General features: G+C 57.0%; 13 protein-coding genes, 1 pseudogene and 1 riboswitch. Of the genes and pseudogenes, 10 read left to right on the plus strand and 4 right to left on the minus strand.

Translation table 11 applies throughout. From position 1 onward, the window contains the following. Positions 1-226: 226 nt before the first annotated feature. Positions 227-429: riboswitch (cobalamin riboswitch) on the plus strand. Between the two features lie 175 nt (positions 430-604). The 3 genes and pseudogenes from ACTHYN_RS12490 to ACTHYN_RS12500 all read left to right on the plus strand — a co-directional run. Beyond that, a pseudogene (locus tag ACTHYN_RS12490) lies at positions 605-2,290 on the plus strand (ribonucleoside triphosphate reductase); the annotation flags it as partial. Positions 2,291-2,383: 93 nt separating this feature from the next. Next, positions 2,384-2,530 carry an anaerobic ribonucleoside-triphosphate reductase gene (nrdD, locus tag ACTHYN_RS12495; protein ID WP_441812782.1) on the plus strand — a complete coding sequence of 49 codons (147 nt, stop codon included), beginning with the start codon at positions 2,384-2,386 and terminating at the stop codon, positions 2,528-2,530. A gap of 1 nt (position 2,531) precedes the next feature. After that, entirely contained in the window at positions 2,532-3,236 is a 705-nt protein-coding gene (locus ACTHYN_RS12500) for an anaerobic ribonucleoside-triphosphate reductase activating protein (RefSeq protein ID WP_441812783.1), read from the plus strand. A gap of 9 nt (positions 3,237-3,245) precedes the next feature. On the opposite strand, the gene ACTHYN_RS12505 is transcribed toward ACTHYN_RS12500, so the two are convergent. Beyond that, the gene (locus tag ACTHYN_RS12505) at positions 3,246-3,980 is read right to left on the minus strand and encodes a Crp/Fnr family transcriptional regulator (protein ID WP_441812784.1); all 735 of its coding nucleotides are present in this window, start codon (positions 3,978-3,980) and stop codon (positions 3,246-3,248) included. Positions 3,981-4,093: 113 nt separating this feature from the next. Between ACTHYN_RS12505 and ACTHYN_RS12510 the strand changes: the two genes are divergently transcribed. Beyond that, positions 4,094-4,531 carry a CopD family copper resistance protein gene (locus ACTHYN_RS12510; protein ID WP_441812785.1) on the plus strand — a complete coding sequence of 146 codons (438 nt, stop codon included), beginning with the start codon at positions 4,094-4,096 and terminating at the stop codon, positions 4,529-4,531. A gap of 12 nt (positions 4,532-4,543) precedes the next feature. On the opposite strand, the gene ACTHYN_RS12515 is transcribed toward ACTHYN_RS12510, so the two are convergent. From ACTHYN_RS12515 to ACTHYN_RS12525, 3 genes are all read right to left on the minus strand, one after another. Then, complete coding sequence (locus tag ACTHYN_RS12515; RefSeq protein WP_441812786.1) at positions 4,544-6,022, minus strand: surface lipoprotein assembly modifier; 1,479 nt, start codon at positions 6,020-6,022, stop codon at positions 4,544-4,546. Positions 6,023-6,176: 154 nt separating this feature from the next. Beyond that, positions 6,177-7,136 carry a hypothetical protein gene (locus ACTHYN_RS12520; RefSeq protein WP_441812787.1) on the minus strand — a complete coding sequence of 320 codons (960 nt, stop codon included), beginning with the start codon at positions 7,134-7,136 and terminating at the stop codon, positions 6,177-6,179. Positions 7,137-7,200: 64 nt separating this feature from the next. Further along, the gene (locus ACTHYN_RS12525; RefSeq protein ID WP_441812788.1) at positions 7,201-10,479 is read right to left on the minus strand and encodes a TonB-dependent receptor domain-containing protein; all 3,279 of its coding nucleotides are present in this window, start codon (positions 10,477-10,479) and stop codon (positions 7,201-7,203) included. Between the two features lie 398 nt (positions 10,480-10,877). Between ACTHYN_RS12525 and ACTHYN_RS12530 the strand changes: the two genes are divergently transcribed. The 6 genes from ACTHYN_RS12530 to ACTHYN_RS12555 are packed head-to-tail and all read left to right on the plus strand — an operon-like array spanning position 10,878 to position 15,865. Then, positions 10,878-11,684, plus strand: coding sequence for a DUF3450 domain-containing protein (locus ACTHYN_RS12530; RefSeq protein ID WP_441812789.1), 807 nt, complete (start codon positions 10,878-10,880; stop codon positions 11,682-11,684). Next, positions 11,681-13,108, plus strand: coding sequence for a MotA/TolQ/ExbB proton channel family protein (locus ACTHYN_RS12535; protein WP_301515046.1), 1,428 nt, complete (start codon positions 11,681-11,683; stop codon positions 13,106-13,108). The genes ACTHYN_RS12530 and ACTHYN_RS12535 overlap by 4 nt, the downstream gene beginning before the upstream one ends. Next, positions 13,089-13,625 (plus strand): MotA/TolQ/ExbB proton channel family protein, encoded by a 537-nt coding sequence (locus ACTHYN_RS12540; RefSeq protein WP_301515047.1) that lies wholly within the window; start codon positions 13,089-13,091, stop codon positions 13,623-13,625. Before ACTHYN_RS12535 ends, ACTHYN_RS12540 begins: the two co-directional genes overlap by 20 nt. After that, positions 13,618-14,025 (plus strand): ExbD/TolR family protein, encoded by a 408-nt coding sequence (locus tag ACTHYN_RS12545; RefSeq protein WP_301515048.1) that lies wholly within the window; start codon positions 13,618-13,620, stop codon positions 14,023-14,025. Before ACTHYN_RS12540 ends, ACTHYN_RS12545 begins: the two co-directional genes overlap by 8 nt. Continuing rightward, positions 14,025-14,747, plus strand: a complete 723-nt coding sequence (locus tag ACTHYN_RS12550; protein WP_301515049.1) for a TonB family protein — start codon at positions 14,025-14,027, stop codon at positions 14,745-14,747. Before ACTHYN_RS12545 ends, ACTHYN_RS12550 begins: the two co-directional genes overlap by 1 nt. Then, positions 14,744-15,865, plus strand: a complete 1,122-nt coding sequence (locus tag ACTHYN_RS12555) for a tetratricopeptide repeat protein (RefSeq protein WP_301515050.1) — start codon at positions 14,744-14,746, stop codon at positions 15,863-15,865. The genes ACTHYN_RS12550 and ACTHYN_RS12555 overlap by 4 nt, the downstream gene beginning before the upstream one ends. The last annotated feature ends 30 nt before the right edge of the window (positions 15,866-15,895 follow it).

The raw sequence follows: 15,895 nt of genomic DNA on the forward strand, positions 1-15,895 counted from the left end.
CATGTAGTTGCTGGTTGGCGTGGTGTTAAAGGCATCTGACTTTGTCATTGCCTAGAAACACAGTTCAGAACTGCTCATCTCTACAGCGCAGACCATGCTGAAATGGGGCAGTAGTGCAAGCTTCTTTTATCCACTTTATCAAGCCCGGAGTTGTTCCGCTAAGCCAGGAAGTCACCTTGAAGCGGGGTTGAGCTGCTTACTGTTTGAAATTCGCTTTAGTGGCGTATATAGTGTTTTTGTCTTGGGTTGCCACTATATATTGTGTTTGGTGGCTGGGAATCCGGTGAGAGACCGGAACTGACGCGCAGCGGTATTGGGGAACAAGCGTGGTAATGAAGACACTGGCGCAAGCCGGGAAGTCGCCACGCAAGGCAGAGCCGGAAGGTCGTGCCCCTGAGTCCGAAGACCTGCCAAGGCAAAATACACTGCACCTTCGCGACTAGGGTGAGCGGCTGGTTGAAGCACGGGTCGATTCCCCGTGTGCGACCTCCTGCGTACGCGAAGGGAAAATACCTGACGCGATTCCAGGAGGAACATCATGCCAGCCACCCCCGTAACCCCCGAGCCTGTAAAGCCATTTTTGCTGGATATCTCGGCAACCATCAGCGAATACCTTCAGCGTAACGACTGGCGGGTAAACGCCAACGCTAACCAGGGCTACTCTCTGGGCGGCCTGATTCTGAATACTGCTGGTAAAGTCATTGCCAACTACTGGCTTAATGATGTTTACACACAGAACATTGGTTAGGCACATCGTGACGCAGACATTCATATACACGATCTGGACATGCTCAGTGGTTACTGTGCTGGCTGGTCTTTGCGCACGTTATTGCACGAAGGCCTGAACGGTGTGCCCGGCAAGGTGGAAGCGGCCCCGCCCAGGCATCTGTCGAGTGCCATCGGCCAGATGGTGAACTTTCTGGGAACCCTGCAGAACGAATGGGCAGGCGCTCAGGCTTTCAGCTCTTTTGATACCTACCTGGCGCCGTTTGTCCGCAAAGACAACTTGAGTTACGAATCAGTACTTCAGTGTATTCAGGAGTTTGTCTACAACCTCAACGTGCCCTCACGGTGGGGCACCCAAACGCCATTTACCAACATCACGTTTGACTGGGTATGTCCGGAAGACCTTCGGGAGCAGATACCGGTGATTGCCGGGGAAGAAATGCCCTTCAGTTACGGTGACCTACAGTTGGAAATGGACATGATCAACCGGGCCTACATTGAGGTGATGACGGCTGGAGACAGCAAGAACAGGGTGTTCACCTTCCCGATTCCCACCTACAACATTACCCGGGATTTCGACTGGGAATCCCAAAACGCTCAGCGCCTGTTTGAAATGACGGCGCGGTATGGCCTGCCATACTTTCAGAATTTCCTGAACTCGGATCTTGAGCCCAGCATGGTTCGCTCCATGTGTTGTCGTTTGCAACTGGATCTGAGGGAGCTGCTCAAGCGGGGCAATGGCCTGTTTGGCTCAGCAGAACAAACCGGCTCTCTTGGCGTGGTAACCGTTAACTGTGCCCGTTTGGGCTATCTCTACAAAGGGCGTAAGCAGGCTTTGTATGAACGGCTGGATGAGCTGATGGAGCTGGCCCGGGATAGCCTGGAAACCAAGCGCCGGGTTATTGGCCAGCATATGGCGGACGGCCTACTGCCATATAGCCAGCGTTATCTTGGCACTTTGCGAAACCACTTTTCTACCATTGGCGTGAATGGCCTGAATGAAATGATCCGGAATTATTCGGACGATAAGGAAGATATTGCTACCGATTGGGGTAGGGCCTTTGCGCTGACTTTGCTGGACCATGTTCGAGAGCGAATGAAAGAGTTCCAGGAAGAGACCGGGAATCTCTACAACCTTGAAGCAACTCCAGCTGAAGGCACCACCTATCGTTTTGCCAAGGAAGACCAGAAACGCTTTCCGGACATCCTACAGGCGGGTACGCATGACGCACCGTACTACACCAACTCCAGCCAGTTGCCGGTAGGCTTTACGGATGACCCCTTTGAGGCACTGGACCTGCAAGATGAGCTACAGACCCGCTACACCGGTGGCACTGTGCTGCACCTGTATATGCGTGAACGTATCAGTGACGCAGCTACCTGTGGCCGGTTTGTCCGGCGGGTACTGGAAAACTACCGGCTGCCCTATATCACGGTAACACCCACTTTCTCTATCTGCCCTGTGCATGGCTATCTCAACGGCGAGCACGAATTTTGTCCGAAATGTGACGAGTTACTGATGGCTGGCCAGCCATTGCAAGCAGTGGTTCCGGCTATTGTCTGAATTTCGGAGCGATGCTCCGACATAGCTGGCAGGTGGCTGCTAACAAAGCTACCTGCCGGATTTTCCCGAGAAGAAAATGTAAAGGAGAACATTATGGAAAACCAGAAGCTTCCCAGCGAGCAACAGCGTCAGCGCTGTGAGGTATGGACGCGGGTGATGGGTTATCATCGCCCTGTTTCTGCCTTCAACAAAGGCAAACAGTCAGAACATCGCGAACGCACCCACTTCAGGGAACGTTGACATGCTTGCGGATAACCTGGTGATAGGTGGTATGGCAGCCTTTTCCACCGTAGATTATCCGCAACACCTGGCGACGACCCTGTTTCTGCAGGGTTGTCCCTGGCGTTGCCATTATTGCCACAACCCACACCTTATCCCTTTAAAACCAACGGACGGTGCGGTCACCTGGAAGCAAGTGCGTAGCCACTTGCAAAGGCGTCGGGGACTGCTGGACGCCGTGGTGTTCAGTGGTGGCGAACCCACAATCCAGAAGGCACTGTTGCCAGCACTGCAGGAAACCCGGGAAATGGGGTTTCGAAATGGCTTGCACACCGGTGCACCCAGTCTGAAATCTCTCCGCTCCTTGCTACCATGGGTGGATTGGGTCGGGTTGGATATCAAGGCGCTGCCATCCGGATACCAAAACGTGACGACTTGCAGCCGCTCCGGTCGAGACAGCTGGGCTGCCATTGAAACCCTGCAGAAGACTCAAGTGAATTTTGAGTGTCGAATGACCTGGCATGGCACTCTGCACAGCATGGGCCAGGTTCTGGACATCAGCGAACAGCTTGCCAGGCGGGGAGTGCAACGGTTTTACGTGCAAGTAGCCCGGAGCGAGCAAATGCTTAATCCAAAGATAGGGAATAGCGGTATCTCGGCACAGGATATTAAAGAACTCAGGCAATTGTTGGCGCTTCAATCGGAGGCGTTTGAATTACGGGAGTGAAGAGGCCATTCAACGAACGCCACAACAGCGCAGCAAGTCGGAAGAGGTGTTGCCCACGTGCTTACGGGTCAGAGTGGCCTCCGGGAGGTTGACCAACGAGCACAGCTGACCCGGATCCAGGATGACGCACTCTTTACCCTTCACGCTCAGACAGCCCGCTTCCCTGAACTTTGCGAGCATCCGGGAGAGCGTCTCTGGCTCGATATTCAGTTGCCGTGCGAGTATCCCTTGCGTGAAGGGCAATTTAAGCCATCGAGTATTCTGGATTTGACAGAGCTCAGCTAAAAACATAACCAGCCGTTGCCCGGATTTATTGACCGTAAGCCGGTCGATTCGGTTGACGGCCAAGTAGAGGTTGCCGGCCATATTTTCCGCGACTGCCAGAGCAAACTCTGAATTGTTCTCGAACAGCTCCAGTAGGCCTGAACTATTCAATTGCAACAGCTTACTATTGCGGACGGCTATCGCAGAGAGAGGAGCGAGTCTGTCCGCCTGAAACGCGACAGTTTCGGCAAACACGGTACCCTCGTGAATTTCCTGGTAGACCTTTTCGTACCCTTCTGCCCCGAGTCGGTATAGGCGAACACAACCGGACTGCAACAGAAAATAGTGCTCCAGCCTGTCGCCCTGACGAAAGACGTGTTCACCTCGGTTGACCAATGGCGTGCGGGCGTCGTAAGTCAGTTTCCTGAGACTGTTTAATGGTAACTTGCCAAACGGGGTAGTTCTGGCTAACTCCTCCATGGGGTGTCCTCCTGAGCCTGTTGATAATAGTCATCATCATTTGTGATTTCAATGCGGATAATAGTGATTCCCAAGAGGTAAGGCTTTATCTGCAATGGAGTTAGGAAACGTTTATGGAATACCCCGTTTTGTTAGTCGTTCATCTGAGTTGCGCCATTCTGTTCATCGGTGTCGTTGCTTTCGAGGTTCTTTTTCTGGAACCCATCCGTAGGCATCTGCCGGATAACATGATGGAGCTGGTCGAGGCGGGTATTCATACCCGGGCCCGGCGCTTTATGCCCTTCGTTGTTGTACTGCTGTTTGCATCGGGTGTTGGCCTGTTATGGCGCGTTTATCTGGAGGGCTGGTATCCCCCGTTTTCAAGTACTTTCTCAACCTTACTGACAATCAAGGTTCTGCTGGCGGTCAGCGTTTTAGTGCATTTTGTAACCGCCATTCGAGCCTCGCTTTGTAACTGTATGACATCCCGCCGGTTCAAATTGACCCATTACAGCGTATTTACTCATATGGTGCTGATCGTGATCCTGGCCAAAATCATGTTTTACGTGTAAGGAACGAAAGGGTCAGAAACTGCGCCTTAGCATCAGGCTTATCTCGGTCTGCTCAAAACCGAATGCCCAGTCCAGATTGCTGTCATTGATGCTGTGGCGCACCTTGAGCTCGGGGTTCATTCCGGCAATCTTCCAGTTGCCAGTGCCAGCGCTAAGGATATACACCTGTTGGTGATCACGGCGACGATCTCCCAGAAAAAAGTCATGGGCATCGTTATGGCTGTTGCGGTAGACACCCAGCGCATTGACAAACAACCCTGCCTGACCGGAAAACGCGTGATAGATACCCGCACGCAAAGCCCAATCTTTGCTGCTGGCTTGTTTCAGATCGTACTTACTGCGGCTCAGCGCAAACCCGCCATACAGGCTGGTGCTGAGCTGAGGCATGTACGATACATTGGTGTCCCACTGGTAGCGTTTGTAATCAGTGCCGATGTTTTGCCCATTGCGGGTGTATTCATAACGTTTTGCATCGAGACTGGTGCCCACCTGCCATTGCCGGTTGAACGAATGGCGCCATTCCAGTTCCAGGCCGTGAGCGAGGTATTCGCTGGAGCGGTTGCGATAATAATGCTCAAGATAGGGCGTCGCGCTGATGTTATTCCGAGTATTCAGATACTGATACCCCGCCTGCAACAGTGCAAGATTGGTGCTGAAATCCTCTATGACGGCGGTTTCGGATGGGGTGTTTTCCGGGTAATAGCTGCCATAGCTTACGGGGCGGAATTGCAGGTTGTGGTTGCCCGACAGGTTGACGCGGCGCTGCAGAGACAGTTCATAAGTTGCCATTGCCGATTCAATCGGTTTGGGCATTTGTCGCTCGAATAAGCAGATTCCTGCAAACTCACTCAGGCAAGAATAATACCCATTGGCCTGGTTGATGTTGTCGTTATAGCCGAGGCCAAAGGCAATGCTGCCATGCCATTCGGCACGGATATCCAGTGCTTGCCGGTATTGCTGTACCAGCCTCTGCGCCTGTGGCGGTAGCCCTGCGGCCAGTGCCCTATTAAAGGTTTTTTGCGCGCCCTGATCCTGGTGGTCTTCAAACCGTAGCCGTGCCAACTCCAGCAGGATGCGGGCATCGTCCGGTTCCAAGTCGTTGGCTGCCTCCATCCGCTGCAAAGCCAGGGGATAGTTGTTTTTGAAACGGGCGAACAGGCTTTCGGCCATAGCCACGAGGGCTGGACGGTGGCCGGGCAGTTGTCGGTAACGTTCAATGAACCCGGGCAACTGCGACCACTGATTGGTGTTGATAGCCACGTAGATGGCGGGTGCCAGAGCCTCCAGGGTGGTTGGAACCTGGTAGCGCTGGCCTTCATACATCAGCGTGCCGGGTGGAGCAGCCAGCTCTTCCTCACCCCGGGTTTGCTGTTCCAGGGTGCGGCGGGTCTGGTCCTGCATAAAACGCGTATCATCGTCGTCAGCCCGGAGGCCGGGCGCAACAAGGCATGCCAGTACGAGCAGCCCCATGGCGGTGAAACGGCAAGACATAGGATATTTCCACAACGATTGTACGTGCATTAGAATGGAGACCGGCGAACCGGCCTCCGAAGGTGCTCCCGAAAGCGATACCGAACGGAACCCATCCGGCATCGCCCTGTTTGACGCTCTTTACTGGTGGCAGCCAGTGGAGAGTGGTCAAATCTTACTGCGAGATGGAACCATTGCCGTTGTGGCTACCGCCAAAGGCAACATGGTCCGCCGCACTTGTACCACCGGTGTAGATACCGGCCAGAGCCTCAGCGTTGTTGTAGAATTTGCCGCTGATGTCATTGCCACTGAAGCCGCCACTGGCCTGAATAGCAACATTGGCGTTGGTGAAATTCACCGAATCACTACCACGGGTGATGGACCCTGTCAGCTTGTTGCTGCAGCTGGAACAGTAGTTGGCCGCCAGTACCCCGGTGTAAAGCTCAGGCGAGCCGGGCAGGTTGGTGCCCTCACCGGTTTGGCGAATACCAATCACGTTGTACTCGGCATTTACCAAATCCGGTGTTGCCTGAACGGCATTGTCTCCCACGTACCAAACGGTCCGGTAATTGCTGGCCATGTTCAGGTCGGTGCTGTCCTGCGGTGGTGTCCCGGTCGCCCGAGGTGCCCACTCGCCAAAGTACACGCCGTTGCCCACTGACAGAGGAACCGCAGGGTCGGCAGCGGAGCCGGTGCTGTTGGCGCCCACTTGGCCAATCACCAGTCCGCCGAACTGCGGCGCGAAGGAAAGCGTAGTGATCTGGCGCACGCTGTTGATAGCGAAGTTGGCGTAGGTGCTGCCGCCGCCGTTCACCGATGCGTCGGCCTTCCATACCTGGGCGACGGAAAGCCCGCCAAACAGACCCATATCAGCAGGCGTCATAATGGCGCCGTTGCCATGGTCATCGATGGCGTTGTTGGAACCGTTGACCGGGCCGCCGGCCAGGTCGATATAACTGCTGGCGCCGTTCAGGGCGACCCCTGAGTTATTGCCTTTGAACAGAGTGTGGTTTGACTTTCCGGTTTCAACGCCCGAGGTATCGGAGCTGCCGCCCTGCACATTCGGGGATGCCGCAAAGGCGGCACCGCTGCCCACCAGTGCCATGATTGCCAGTGTTAATGTTGACTTTTTCATATCCATTTCCTTTTGGTTAACAGTGATGAAAGACTGGTTTTTTCAAAAAAAACCAGCAAAAAAGCTAGAAATTAACCTTCAGCCCTGCCGTCAGGGTACGCCCCGGCCCCGGCATCAGGGTCTTGGCCATGGGATCCAGATAGTATTCATCGGTAACGTTGGTTACCCCCAGCTTGAAGGTGATGGAGGGGTTCACCCGGAAGTTGGCGTAGAGGTCATGCAGCAGCACTGACTGGGTATAGAAGGTGTCTACCCCCTGGCGGAACCAGGCATCCCGGATGGCGAAATCGTTATAAGCTGAGATACCCGCCTCGGAGTCCAGCAGGTTGTCCAGTTGGTCGTTTTCCACCGCGGAGTGGTAGGTGCCGCGCCAGCCCATGTCCAGGCGGTTATTCAGCAGGCGGGTGCCAAGGGTCATGTCAATGGAATACTCGGGTAGCATGCTGCTGCCGCTGTAGGTGCCGGGAAAGCCGCCGGTGACACAGCTGGGAATGCGGTTGTAGTAGGGGTCCATGCCCGAGGCATAATCACGGTCGCAGAGTTTCTGCTTCAGCCGGTAGGAGGCGCCGAGACTGCCGTAAAACCCGCCTGTATCGAAGCGGGACTGCAATTCGATGCCGCTGGTTTTCTTCTTGTCGAACTGAATAACGTTGTAATATAGGTCCCGGTCGATGAAGTTCTCGATCTCGGTGTCGTAGTAGCTCAGGCGAACGTCGGCAAACCGAAGGTCGGGGAAGAGCTGGGTGAGGTCGTGGCTGTAGCCCAGCTCCCAGTTGGTGCTGCGCTCGGGTTTGCTTGCGCCGTTCACGGCGAGATTACCAACCGTGCCGCCGCCGTCGATGATGGCGCTGGAGGTCAACTCGTTAACGCTGGGGAAGCGGGTGGTTTGTGCGTAGCGCAGGAATGCGGTGCCATAAGAGGTGACCCGGGCGGTGGCGCTCAGTACCGGGCTGAAGGAGTCGCCGGATTGCTCCTCGGGCATTTCCCAAGCCTTACCGGTATCAATATTGTCGTAGGTTCGCCTGCCATAGACTCCCTTGGGGATGACCCGGCGCACGGTCGCGCCCGGGTTGTAGGGATCCTCCACCACTTCGGTGGCGTCCACCTCGCCGTTGGCAAAGGGGTTCTGGGACGAATCATACTTGCCATCCTTGGCGGGCAGAAGAACGCGCTTCTCCCAGTAGTTTCCGTTTCTTATATCATTAGGGTTTGTCCTGAGGAGGCCAAATAGAGCGTTATCAAACTCATCGGTATTGGCAGAGCCGTCCGCGTTAAGGAGCGTTTCGTTACCAAGGTTCGAAAAGCTGGTCGCATCCTGTGAAGACAGAAAACTCACCAGCTCTGTCGCGGCATCCCGGTATTCGGCGTTTCCTGTTAGGAAAGAGCCGGTGAGATAACTATCACCTCCACTGGCATGATGGATGAATTCGTAGGTTTCAAAGTTTGCAGGGTCATTAGGGTCAACTGAGACACGTGCGTTTTCGTACGCCGTGCTCAAACGTTCCAGTTCCGTCTTTTCTTCGGGTGACATCAGCTCCTGGTATTCCAGCTCCAGTCCGGCCAAGCGCCGTTGTGCTGCATAAAACGCCTCCTGTTGACTGCGGCGTTTTGCGGTGCCGGTGTCCTTGCCTGTGTAGCGCAGGTAGCGGGTGCCGGCGGTCAGGTTGAGCCAGTTGGTGGGCTGCCAGGCCAGGTTTATCATGGCCGAGTATTCTTCACGCTCGCCCGAGCGCGGGCCGAGACGGTCGGTGGATGCAAACAGAAAGCCGCCGTCCGGTGCTACGCCCCCGGTTGTGCTGACCAAGGAATTGACCCCCGTTATCCCTTCGTCCAGCTTTTCCTTCTGGTAGCCGCCACCAAAAGTAAATTGCAGGGAGTCGGTCAAGCGCATCAGGTTGCTGAAATCAAAACCGGTGCGGTCGTGGTTGGTCCACTGTCGGCCCTTGGAGACGATGGTGCCGTCGTGCTCCGGTTCCGGCATCATACCGGGGGCGACTTCCTCCCAGATGGTTTCCCAGAAGTGCAGCTCGTCGTAGGTGTCCTGATCGATATCAATGGTGTAAGGGCTGGCGCCGGTCTGGTAGCGGGTGCCCTCGGCTTTGGTGTGCCATAGGCTGGTTTCCAGATCCAGCCAGTCCGATCCGGTGGGCTTGAGGTCGTAACTGAGGCGGTACCGGTCGAGCCGTAAATCCGAGTGTGGGTATTCGAGCACGAACTGCCGTTCGTTTTCCCAGTCGCGGTCTGGCTCTGCCTGCTCTGCGCCCTCCCTGTAGCCCCACAGTAGTATTGAGTTGCCGGGTGTGGTCTCTCCGAAAGTGGAGTCCGTTCGCATGAACTGTAGGCCGAGCTTCTGGTTGTTGGGCAGGTACCAGTTGTTCTTCACCAGGGTGGTCTTAGTTTCGTTGGCGGTATTGAACACTTCGTTGCCTGGGTAATACAGCTTGGTCAGGTTCGGAATGTATCTGTCGGTGGTGTCTTCGGCGTAAGGGTCGTGGCCCGAATACTTGTCGGCGTTTTCTTCCCCTGCGTAATAGTTGCCCGTGGTGCGTTCACTGTAGGCCAGCAAGATATCCAGAAACTCGTTTTGCCCGGCAATAGCCAGTGTTTCCGCATGGTCTTCGAAGTTCAGGATCTCCCCATCATCTTTGGTGCGTGGGTTCGGCGAGGGCACGTTGATTGTGGTGACAGCCGCCCGTTCCGCGCCGGGTATGTTGCGGTAATCCTGGCCGTACAAGGATGAAGCGTCGAATCGTGGCTTGCTGGTATTGCCGGAGGTTTCCGCATTGAGTTCTATGCCAAAATTGTCGCCCTCGGGAATAATATCGCTGGGTTCGATGGTCCTGATGCTCACCGCCCCACCGGCACCACTTTTGATGCCCCGGCTTAGTGATGGGCCTTTTTCCACTTCCACGCTTCGCAGCAGGGCTGTGTCGATATAGCTACGGTTACCTGCGCCGAAGAAATGCAGCCAGACGTTGGTGGATTGTTCGGTACCATCAACGGTCAGCGGTGTGCGCCCTTCGCCGGTGATGCCGCGAATATTGGGGGTAATGGACTGACTGCTGCGAGTGTCCATGCTGTACACCCCGTTCATGCCCTTGAAGACATCGCCGGGGTTGGCAGTCTGGAATCGGTCGAGTTCTTCCTTGTCAACGTAAAGGTTGGAGACGTTTTTGGTGTAAACCTCTTCCTGCTTGATTTCGTCGCTATCCCCATCGGCGGTGACCAGGATGGGTTTGAGCTCTTCGGCAGCATCGGCATCAGGGGTGGCGAGCGTGTTTCGTTCAGCGTCGTCTGCCTGCGCTACGCCGGTGCAGGAAATTACCAGAGCCAAAGGGATCACGGGGTGTCTCCACCGATATTTCTGTGAGCTGTGCCTTCTTCTGGTAGGGGGTGTGGACGTCATGGACTGTTTTCTCCTAAACGAGTTTTACTTACGGCGGTGATGGATTAATCCTGCAAGGGTAATAGGAATTCATGTTAATGATAATGATTGTCATTTAGGTATGACAATTGTCATCACTTTTGGGCAATGTGTTGTTACCGAGCCGTTGTGAGTGGCTCTGGTGCCAGGTGCGGAGCGCAGCGAGCAAAGTTATCAGCGGGTTGTTCAATGTTGATCTGTTCACCAGGGTTAGTGTCTGCCTGCCGTCTGAACAAAAACGATTCCTGTTCGCATTGACGGCAATTGTCGTTTCAGCTAGCCTGCTAGCGCGTTTTGCGTACCTTTGGGAGATGAACGTGGTCGACAAATTTACAGGGGGGGTCAGGCTGCAGATTGGGCTGCTTTCCCTCTTAGCCATAAGCCTGGCTGCGAACGCCAGCGATGGTACGGCGCTATATGATGACGTGTTGGAAGCCCAGCTTACTCAGGCTGAACTTCAGGCGCGTATCGACAGCACCGACGATGAGGTACGCGCCAGGCTTGACGCACTGCGTCAGGCCCGTGAGGAGCTGCGTCGGCTAACGGCTTATAACGCTGAGCTGGCACCGCAGGTTGAGGGTCAGGCCAAGACACTTGAACGACGCCTTGCTGCGCTGGACAGCCTGAACGGAACGCGGGAGGCACTGCCTGGTCTGATGGGTAGGTTGCTCGAGCGACTGCGTCTGTGGGTTGAGGCTGACATGCCTTATCTAAAACAGGAGCGCATGGCCAGGGTGGGCAGCCTTGAATCGATGCTTGCTAATGCCGAACTGGGGCGTGCTGAAAAGTTTGAACGCGTGCTGGCCGCTTGGCGCAGCGAACTGGATTATGGTCTTGAGTTTGATGCCTGGCGTGGTGAGCTGAGAGTGTCTCAGAGCGGTGCGGCACGAGACGTCGAGTTCCTGAGAGTCGGGCGTGTGGGCTGGTATTACGTGACGCCAGATGGCAGTGAAGGCGGCGTCTGGAAAGTGGAGCAGGCTCGTTGGCAACAGCTCGACAGTGATGGCATTGCCGAGGTGCGTAAGGGGCTTGACATTGTGCGTGAACAGCGCCCGCCTACGTTATTAGACCTGCCGCTCTCTCAGCCTTCTTCCCAATTCGTCGCCGAGGAGCACAGATCATGAGCATCCGCTCGCAAGTGATGCGCGGACTGTTGACCCTGATGCTGTGCAGTTTGCCACTGCTGGTTGCACAAGCACAGTCTCAGTCGGTGGATGGTGATGTGACAGCGGTTTCCGGCGCTCGTGACACGATGCAGACTTTGCGTGAAGAGCGCAAGGCTGCTGAGGCGCGAGATCGTGCGCGGTTAGCCGAGCTGTCACGCGATGCAGATGCGCTGAAGGAGGCATTAGAGGATGCCGGTGCCGCACTCGCCGTGGCGCGCGAACGTCGTCAGATACTGGAAACGCAGCTACAGGCCCAGAGTGATGAGCTAAGCAGGCTCGAGGCTAAGCGAGTGGAGCAGAGTGGTGATCTGGACGCGGTGTTCTCTGCCGTGGCAGGTATCGGTGGCGAGCTTCGTGATGAGCTGTCGCAGAGTTGGCTGACGTTGGGCGGCGAAGCGCAATTGCCATCACGCTTGAGCCGCAGCGATATTCTGGATGTGGGCCAGATCGAATCGTTGGCCGATAGCCTGATGACGTTGACTCGAGAAACCGCACGGGTTACCGAGTTTAACGCAGACGTCGCCGGTGCCGATGGCCAGCGACGCGAGCAGGCGGTGGTGCGCATTGGTGCGCTGCTGGCGGCCAGCAATGGTCAGTTGCTGGAGCGCTCCGGTGACGAGGGGCGGCTGGTAGTGACAGGGCATACGCCGCGAGCCGTTGCTGAGCGTCTGGCGGCATTCCAGCAGGGCAGCAGCGAGGTTGTACCATTCGATCCCGTCAATGGACGAGTATTGCAGGCCATGGCGCAGCAGCCGACTCTGTGGCAGCGTTTCCAGCAGGGCGGTGCCGTCGGCTACGTGGTGGTCGCCCTGGGCGCCTTGGGGCTGCTGGTGGCGTTGATGCAATATACCTATCTGCTGCGCGTCACACTGACTCAGCGCCGTCAGCTCGCTGATCTAGAGCGGCTGCGCGATGACAATCCCCTGGGCCGTGTACTCAAGCGCTTCCAGGTCTCTGGTGCCGAGCATGTACCCGAGGCGCTTGAGGCACGTCTGGACGAAGCGATGCTCGCAGAGCAACCGCGCATTGAGCGCGGTCAGGCGCTGGTTAAAATGTTGGCTGCCATTGCGCCGCTGCTTGGTCTGCTGGGCACCGTAACAGGTATGATCGTGACCTTTCAGGCGATCACGGTGTTCGGCACCGGTGATCCGCAGCTGATGGCCGGTGGCATCAGTCAGGCGCTGGTCACCACTGTGTTGGGGCTGATCACGGCTGTGCCGCTGCTGTTTGCCCATACCGCGCTTACCAGCCGCAGCCGGGCTCTGATCAGCAGCATGGAAGGTCGTGCCAGTGCCGTGCTCGCTGATCGTCTTGTGGCCGACGTCACGTCGTCCGCTGCCCCTTTAACCGGTGCGAAACGCCATGCTGATGCACTGGCTTGAACCCCTTGCCGGTCTGATCGAGTCCGGTGGCCCGGTACTGGTAGTGATCGCGGGCGTGGCCATGTTGTTGTTCAGCGTGGCACTGGAGCGCTGGTGGTTCTTTCGCTTTCACTACTGTCCCGCCCGGCGCTCTCTGGTGGCACGCTGGCTGGCATGCGATGAGCACAGCAGCTGGGGCGCGTTGACCCTGCGGGGGGTGTGGACCAATGAGCTGATCGCCGGCCTGCGGGGGCCTTTGCCATGGCTCAGGCTGCTGGTGGTGATATGTCCGCTGCTGGGTCTTCTGGGCACAGTAACCGGTATGATCAGCGTGTTTGACAGCCTCTCGGTCAGTGAGGTTAACCAGGCTCGCGCCATGGCAGGCGGCGTGGCACGAGCTACATTGCCTACGCTGAGTGGAATGGCAGTATCAGTGGTGGGGCTGCTATTCATTACCCGCCTGGAGCATATCATTCGGCGCGAGCAGCAGCGGCTGCACGACCGTCTTGCTCGCGCCGCGGAGGACACCCATGCGTAGACGCCGGGTGGGAGCCGTAGACGAGGAGTCCAGTGAGGTCAATTTGACCCCGATGCTGGATGTCGTCTTTATCATGCTGATTTTTTTTATTGTCACTACCAGCTTCATCAAGGAAAGTGGCGTGGAAATCGAGCGCCCTGAGTCCAGTGCGGCCACGCCGCGTTCCGATGTTCAGGTGCTGGTGGCGATCACGCCGGAAGGCGCAGTATGGATTGATGGCGAACCGGTGGATATTCATCGGGTAGGCACGCAGGTATCAGGGCTGGTCAGCGATGATGGCTCGGTCGTCATCCAGGCCGACCGCAATGCGACTACTGGGGTGTTGATCGAGGTGATGGATCGCCTCCGTGATGCTGGCGTGGAACAAGTGGCTGTGGCGGCCCAGCGGAGCGGTGGCTGATGCGCTACCCCTTTGGCTTGCTGGCCGGCTCGAGCTTGGCGCTGCTGGTTTTTATACTGCTGGCCTGGCTAGTGGTCCCGCCTCAGGCACCCAAGCCACTAGAGGAAATGACGCTGAGCCTGACCGAGCTTTCCGATGCGCCTGCCGATCTGTCGCCACCTGAGCCGATAACCACGCAGATTAGCTTACCGCCACCACCACCGGCGGTTGCGCCGCCGGCTTTCGCGCAAAATACCGATAGCATGATTACCCTTCCCAGCCCTGAATTGCCACCGCGTGAGACGCCAGAGGTCGAACTGGACGCGCCACTGCCTGAACTTATCGAAACACCACCTGCACCTGAACCGCAACCAAAGTTACAGCCAAAGCTGCTACCCAGCCCGGCACCCAGTGCTGAGCCCAAGCCTCAGCTCGTCGCTGAGCCAGCGCCAGCATCGTTACGGGAACCGGTGGTGGACGTGGGCAGTTCGGTTCGGCCCACGCGTCGTGTACCACCGCAGTATCCTTCCCGTGCCCGGCGTCGCGGTTTGGAAGGGCATGTGGTGGTGCAGTTTGTGATTCGCGCCGATGGCAGCGTCGACACCGGCAGCCTCAAAGTTCTTGAAGCGCGCCCGCGAAAGGTGTTTGAGCAAGTGGCACGGCAGGCAATTGCAGACTGGCGCTTCGAGCCTGCGCGAGGTCTGCGCCGGGCCCGGCAGCGTCTGGAGTTTAAATTGAGATGAAAACCCACTGGCAAAAACTGGTCAAAGTCTGGCTGGTAGCGACCATAGTGCTGCTGGCACAGTTGGCAGTGGCGGCGCCGACGCTGCCGGGCGACATGATTGCTGATCTCAAGTCGATGGAACGCCAGCTTCAGAGTGGCGAGTATGCCAAAGTGCGTCATCATGGCCGAGCCCAGGCGCAGCGGCTGGAAGGGGGTAATGCGTCCGATCGTTGGGCGAGGGCGCTATATCTGCAGTTGGCTGCCAGCGCAGAGGCACGTTTGGATAACGCCGCAGCGGCCGCTGAGCTTCTGGCAAAGGCCCGTGGCATTCGCGACATGGAGCCTGCACAGGTGGATCGCTGGCAGTATCAGGAAGCCAGACTGCGGTTGAAGGCCAATCAAACGCAACAGGCACGTGACTTGCTCAGTAATTGGCTTGAGCGCCATGCAGGCAGCGCTACTGACCGCTGGCTGATGGCGCAGTTGCTGTCTGAGGATGGGCAGTGGAGCGCGGCGGCCTCGTGGGTTGCAGCTGCACTTGAGCTTGAAACGACACCAGATGAGCAGCACAGCGTCTTTGCAGCCACTGTACTTCAGCGTGCCGGTGACAAAGGCGGGGCGTTTGCGATTATCGACAAGCGCTTGAAACAGGCCGGCAACGATGCCACCGAGTGGCGGCGAGCGGCAGGTCTGGCCCAGCAGCTGGGCGATACTGGGCGTGCCGCAGCGATTTGGGAGGCGGGCTGGCAGCGCGGCGCGTTGGCTGGCAGCGATGATTTGGTGCAGCGCATTCGCCTGCATTTAGCGGGAGGTACCCCCGCACGCGCCGCCGAGCTGCTCGCGCAGTCGCTGTCAGATGGTGCCCTGAAAGACAGCTTTGAGCATCGGCGAATGCTGGCATCTGCATGGCAGGCCGCCCGAGATCATGATCACGCACTGGCGGCCTGGCAGTCGCTTGCCAGGCAAAGCGAACAGGCTGACGATTGGCTGCGCCTCGGCCAGTTGGCTCACGGCTGGGGCAGATGGGTGTTGGCACGTCAAGCCCTGAAGCGTGCTCATACGCTGGGGGCTGGCGAAGCTAACGACTGGCTGAGGAACCTGCCCCCGAAGGACTCGTCGCGAGAGGACTCGTTTTAACTTTAGCCTGTGATGACGGCCCCTGGTTTC

It is taken from the genome of Marinobacter sp. (assembly GCF_052091845.1).
In the GTDB taxonomy this organism is placed as follows: domain Bacteria; phylum Pseudomonadota; class Gammaproteobacteria; order Pseudomonadales; family Oleiphilaceae; genus Marinobacter.

What these genes read in the sequence shown, in the direction of transcription:
- nrdD (WP_441812782.1), top strand. Translation starts at nt 2,384, where the DNA reads ATGGAAAACCAGAAGCTTCCCAGCGAGCAACAGCGTCAGCGCTGTGAG.
- ACTHYN_RS12500 (WP_441812783.1), top strand. Translation starts at nt 2,532, where the DNA reads ATGCTTGCGGATAACCTGGTGATAGGTGGTATGGCAGCCTTTTCCACC.
- ACTHYN_RS12505 (WP_441812784.1), bottom strand. Translation starts at nt 3,980, where the DNA reads ATGGAGGAGTTAGCCAGAACTACCCCGTTTGGCAAGTTACCATTAAAC.
- ACTHYN_RS12510 (WP_441812785.1), top strand. Translation starts at nt 4,094, where the DNA reads ATGGAATACCCCGTTTTGTTAGTCGTTCATCTGAGTTGCGCCATTCTG.
- ACTHYN_RS12515 (WP_441812786.1), bottom strand. Translation starts at nt 6,022, where the DNA reads ATGTCTTGCCGTTTCACCGCCATGGGGCTGCTCGTACTGGCATGCCTT.
- ACTHYN_RS12520 (WP_441812787.1), bottom strand. Translation starts at nt 7,136, where the DNA reads ATGAAAAAGTCAACATTAACACTGGCAATCATGGCACTGGTGGGCAGC.
- ACTHYN_RS12535 (WP_301515046.1), top strand. Translation starts at nt 11,681, where the DNA reads ATGAGCATCCGCTCGCAAGTGATGCGCGGACTGTTGACCCTGATGCTG.
- ACTHYN_RS12540 (WP_301515047.1), top strand. Translation starts at nt 13,089, where the DNA reads ATGCTGATGCACTGGCTTGAACCCCTTGCCGGTCTGATCGAGTCCGGT.
- ACTHYN_RS12545 (WP_301515048.1), top strand. Translation starts at nt 13,618, where the DNA reads ATGCGTAGACGCCGGGTGGGAGCCGTAGACGAGGAGTCCAGTGAGGTC.
- ACTHYN_RS12550 (WP_301515049.1), top strand. Translation starts at nt 14,025, where the DNA reads ATGCGCTACCCCTTTGGCTTGCTGGCCGGCTCGAGCTTGGCGCTGCTG.
- ACTHYN_RS12555 (WP_301515050.1), top strand. Translation starts at nt 14,744, where the DNA reads ATGAAAACCCACTGGCAAAAACTGGTCAAAGTCTGGCTGGTAGCGACC.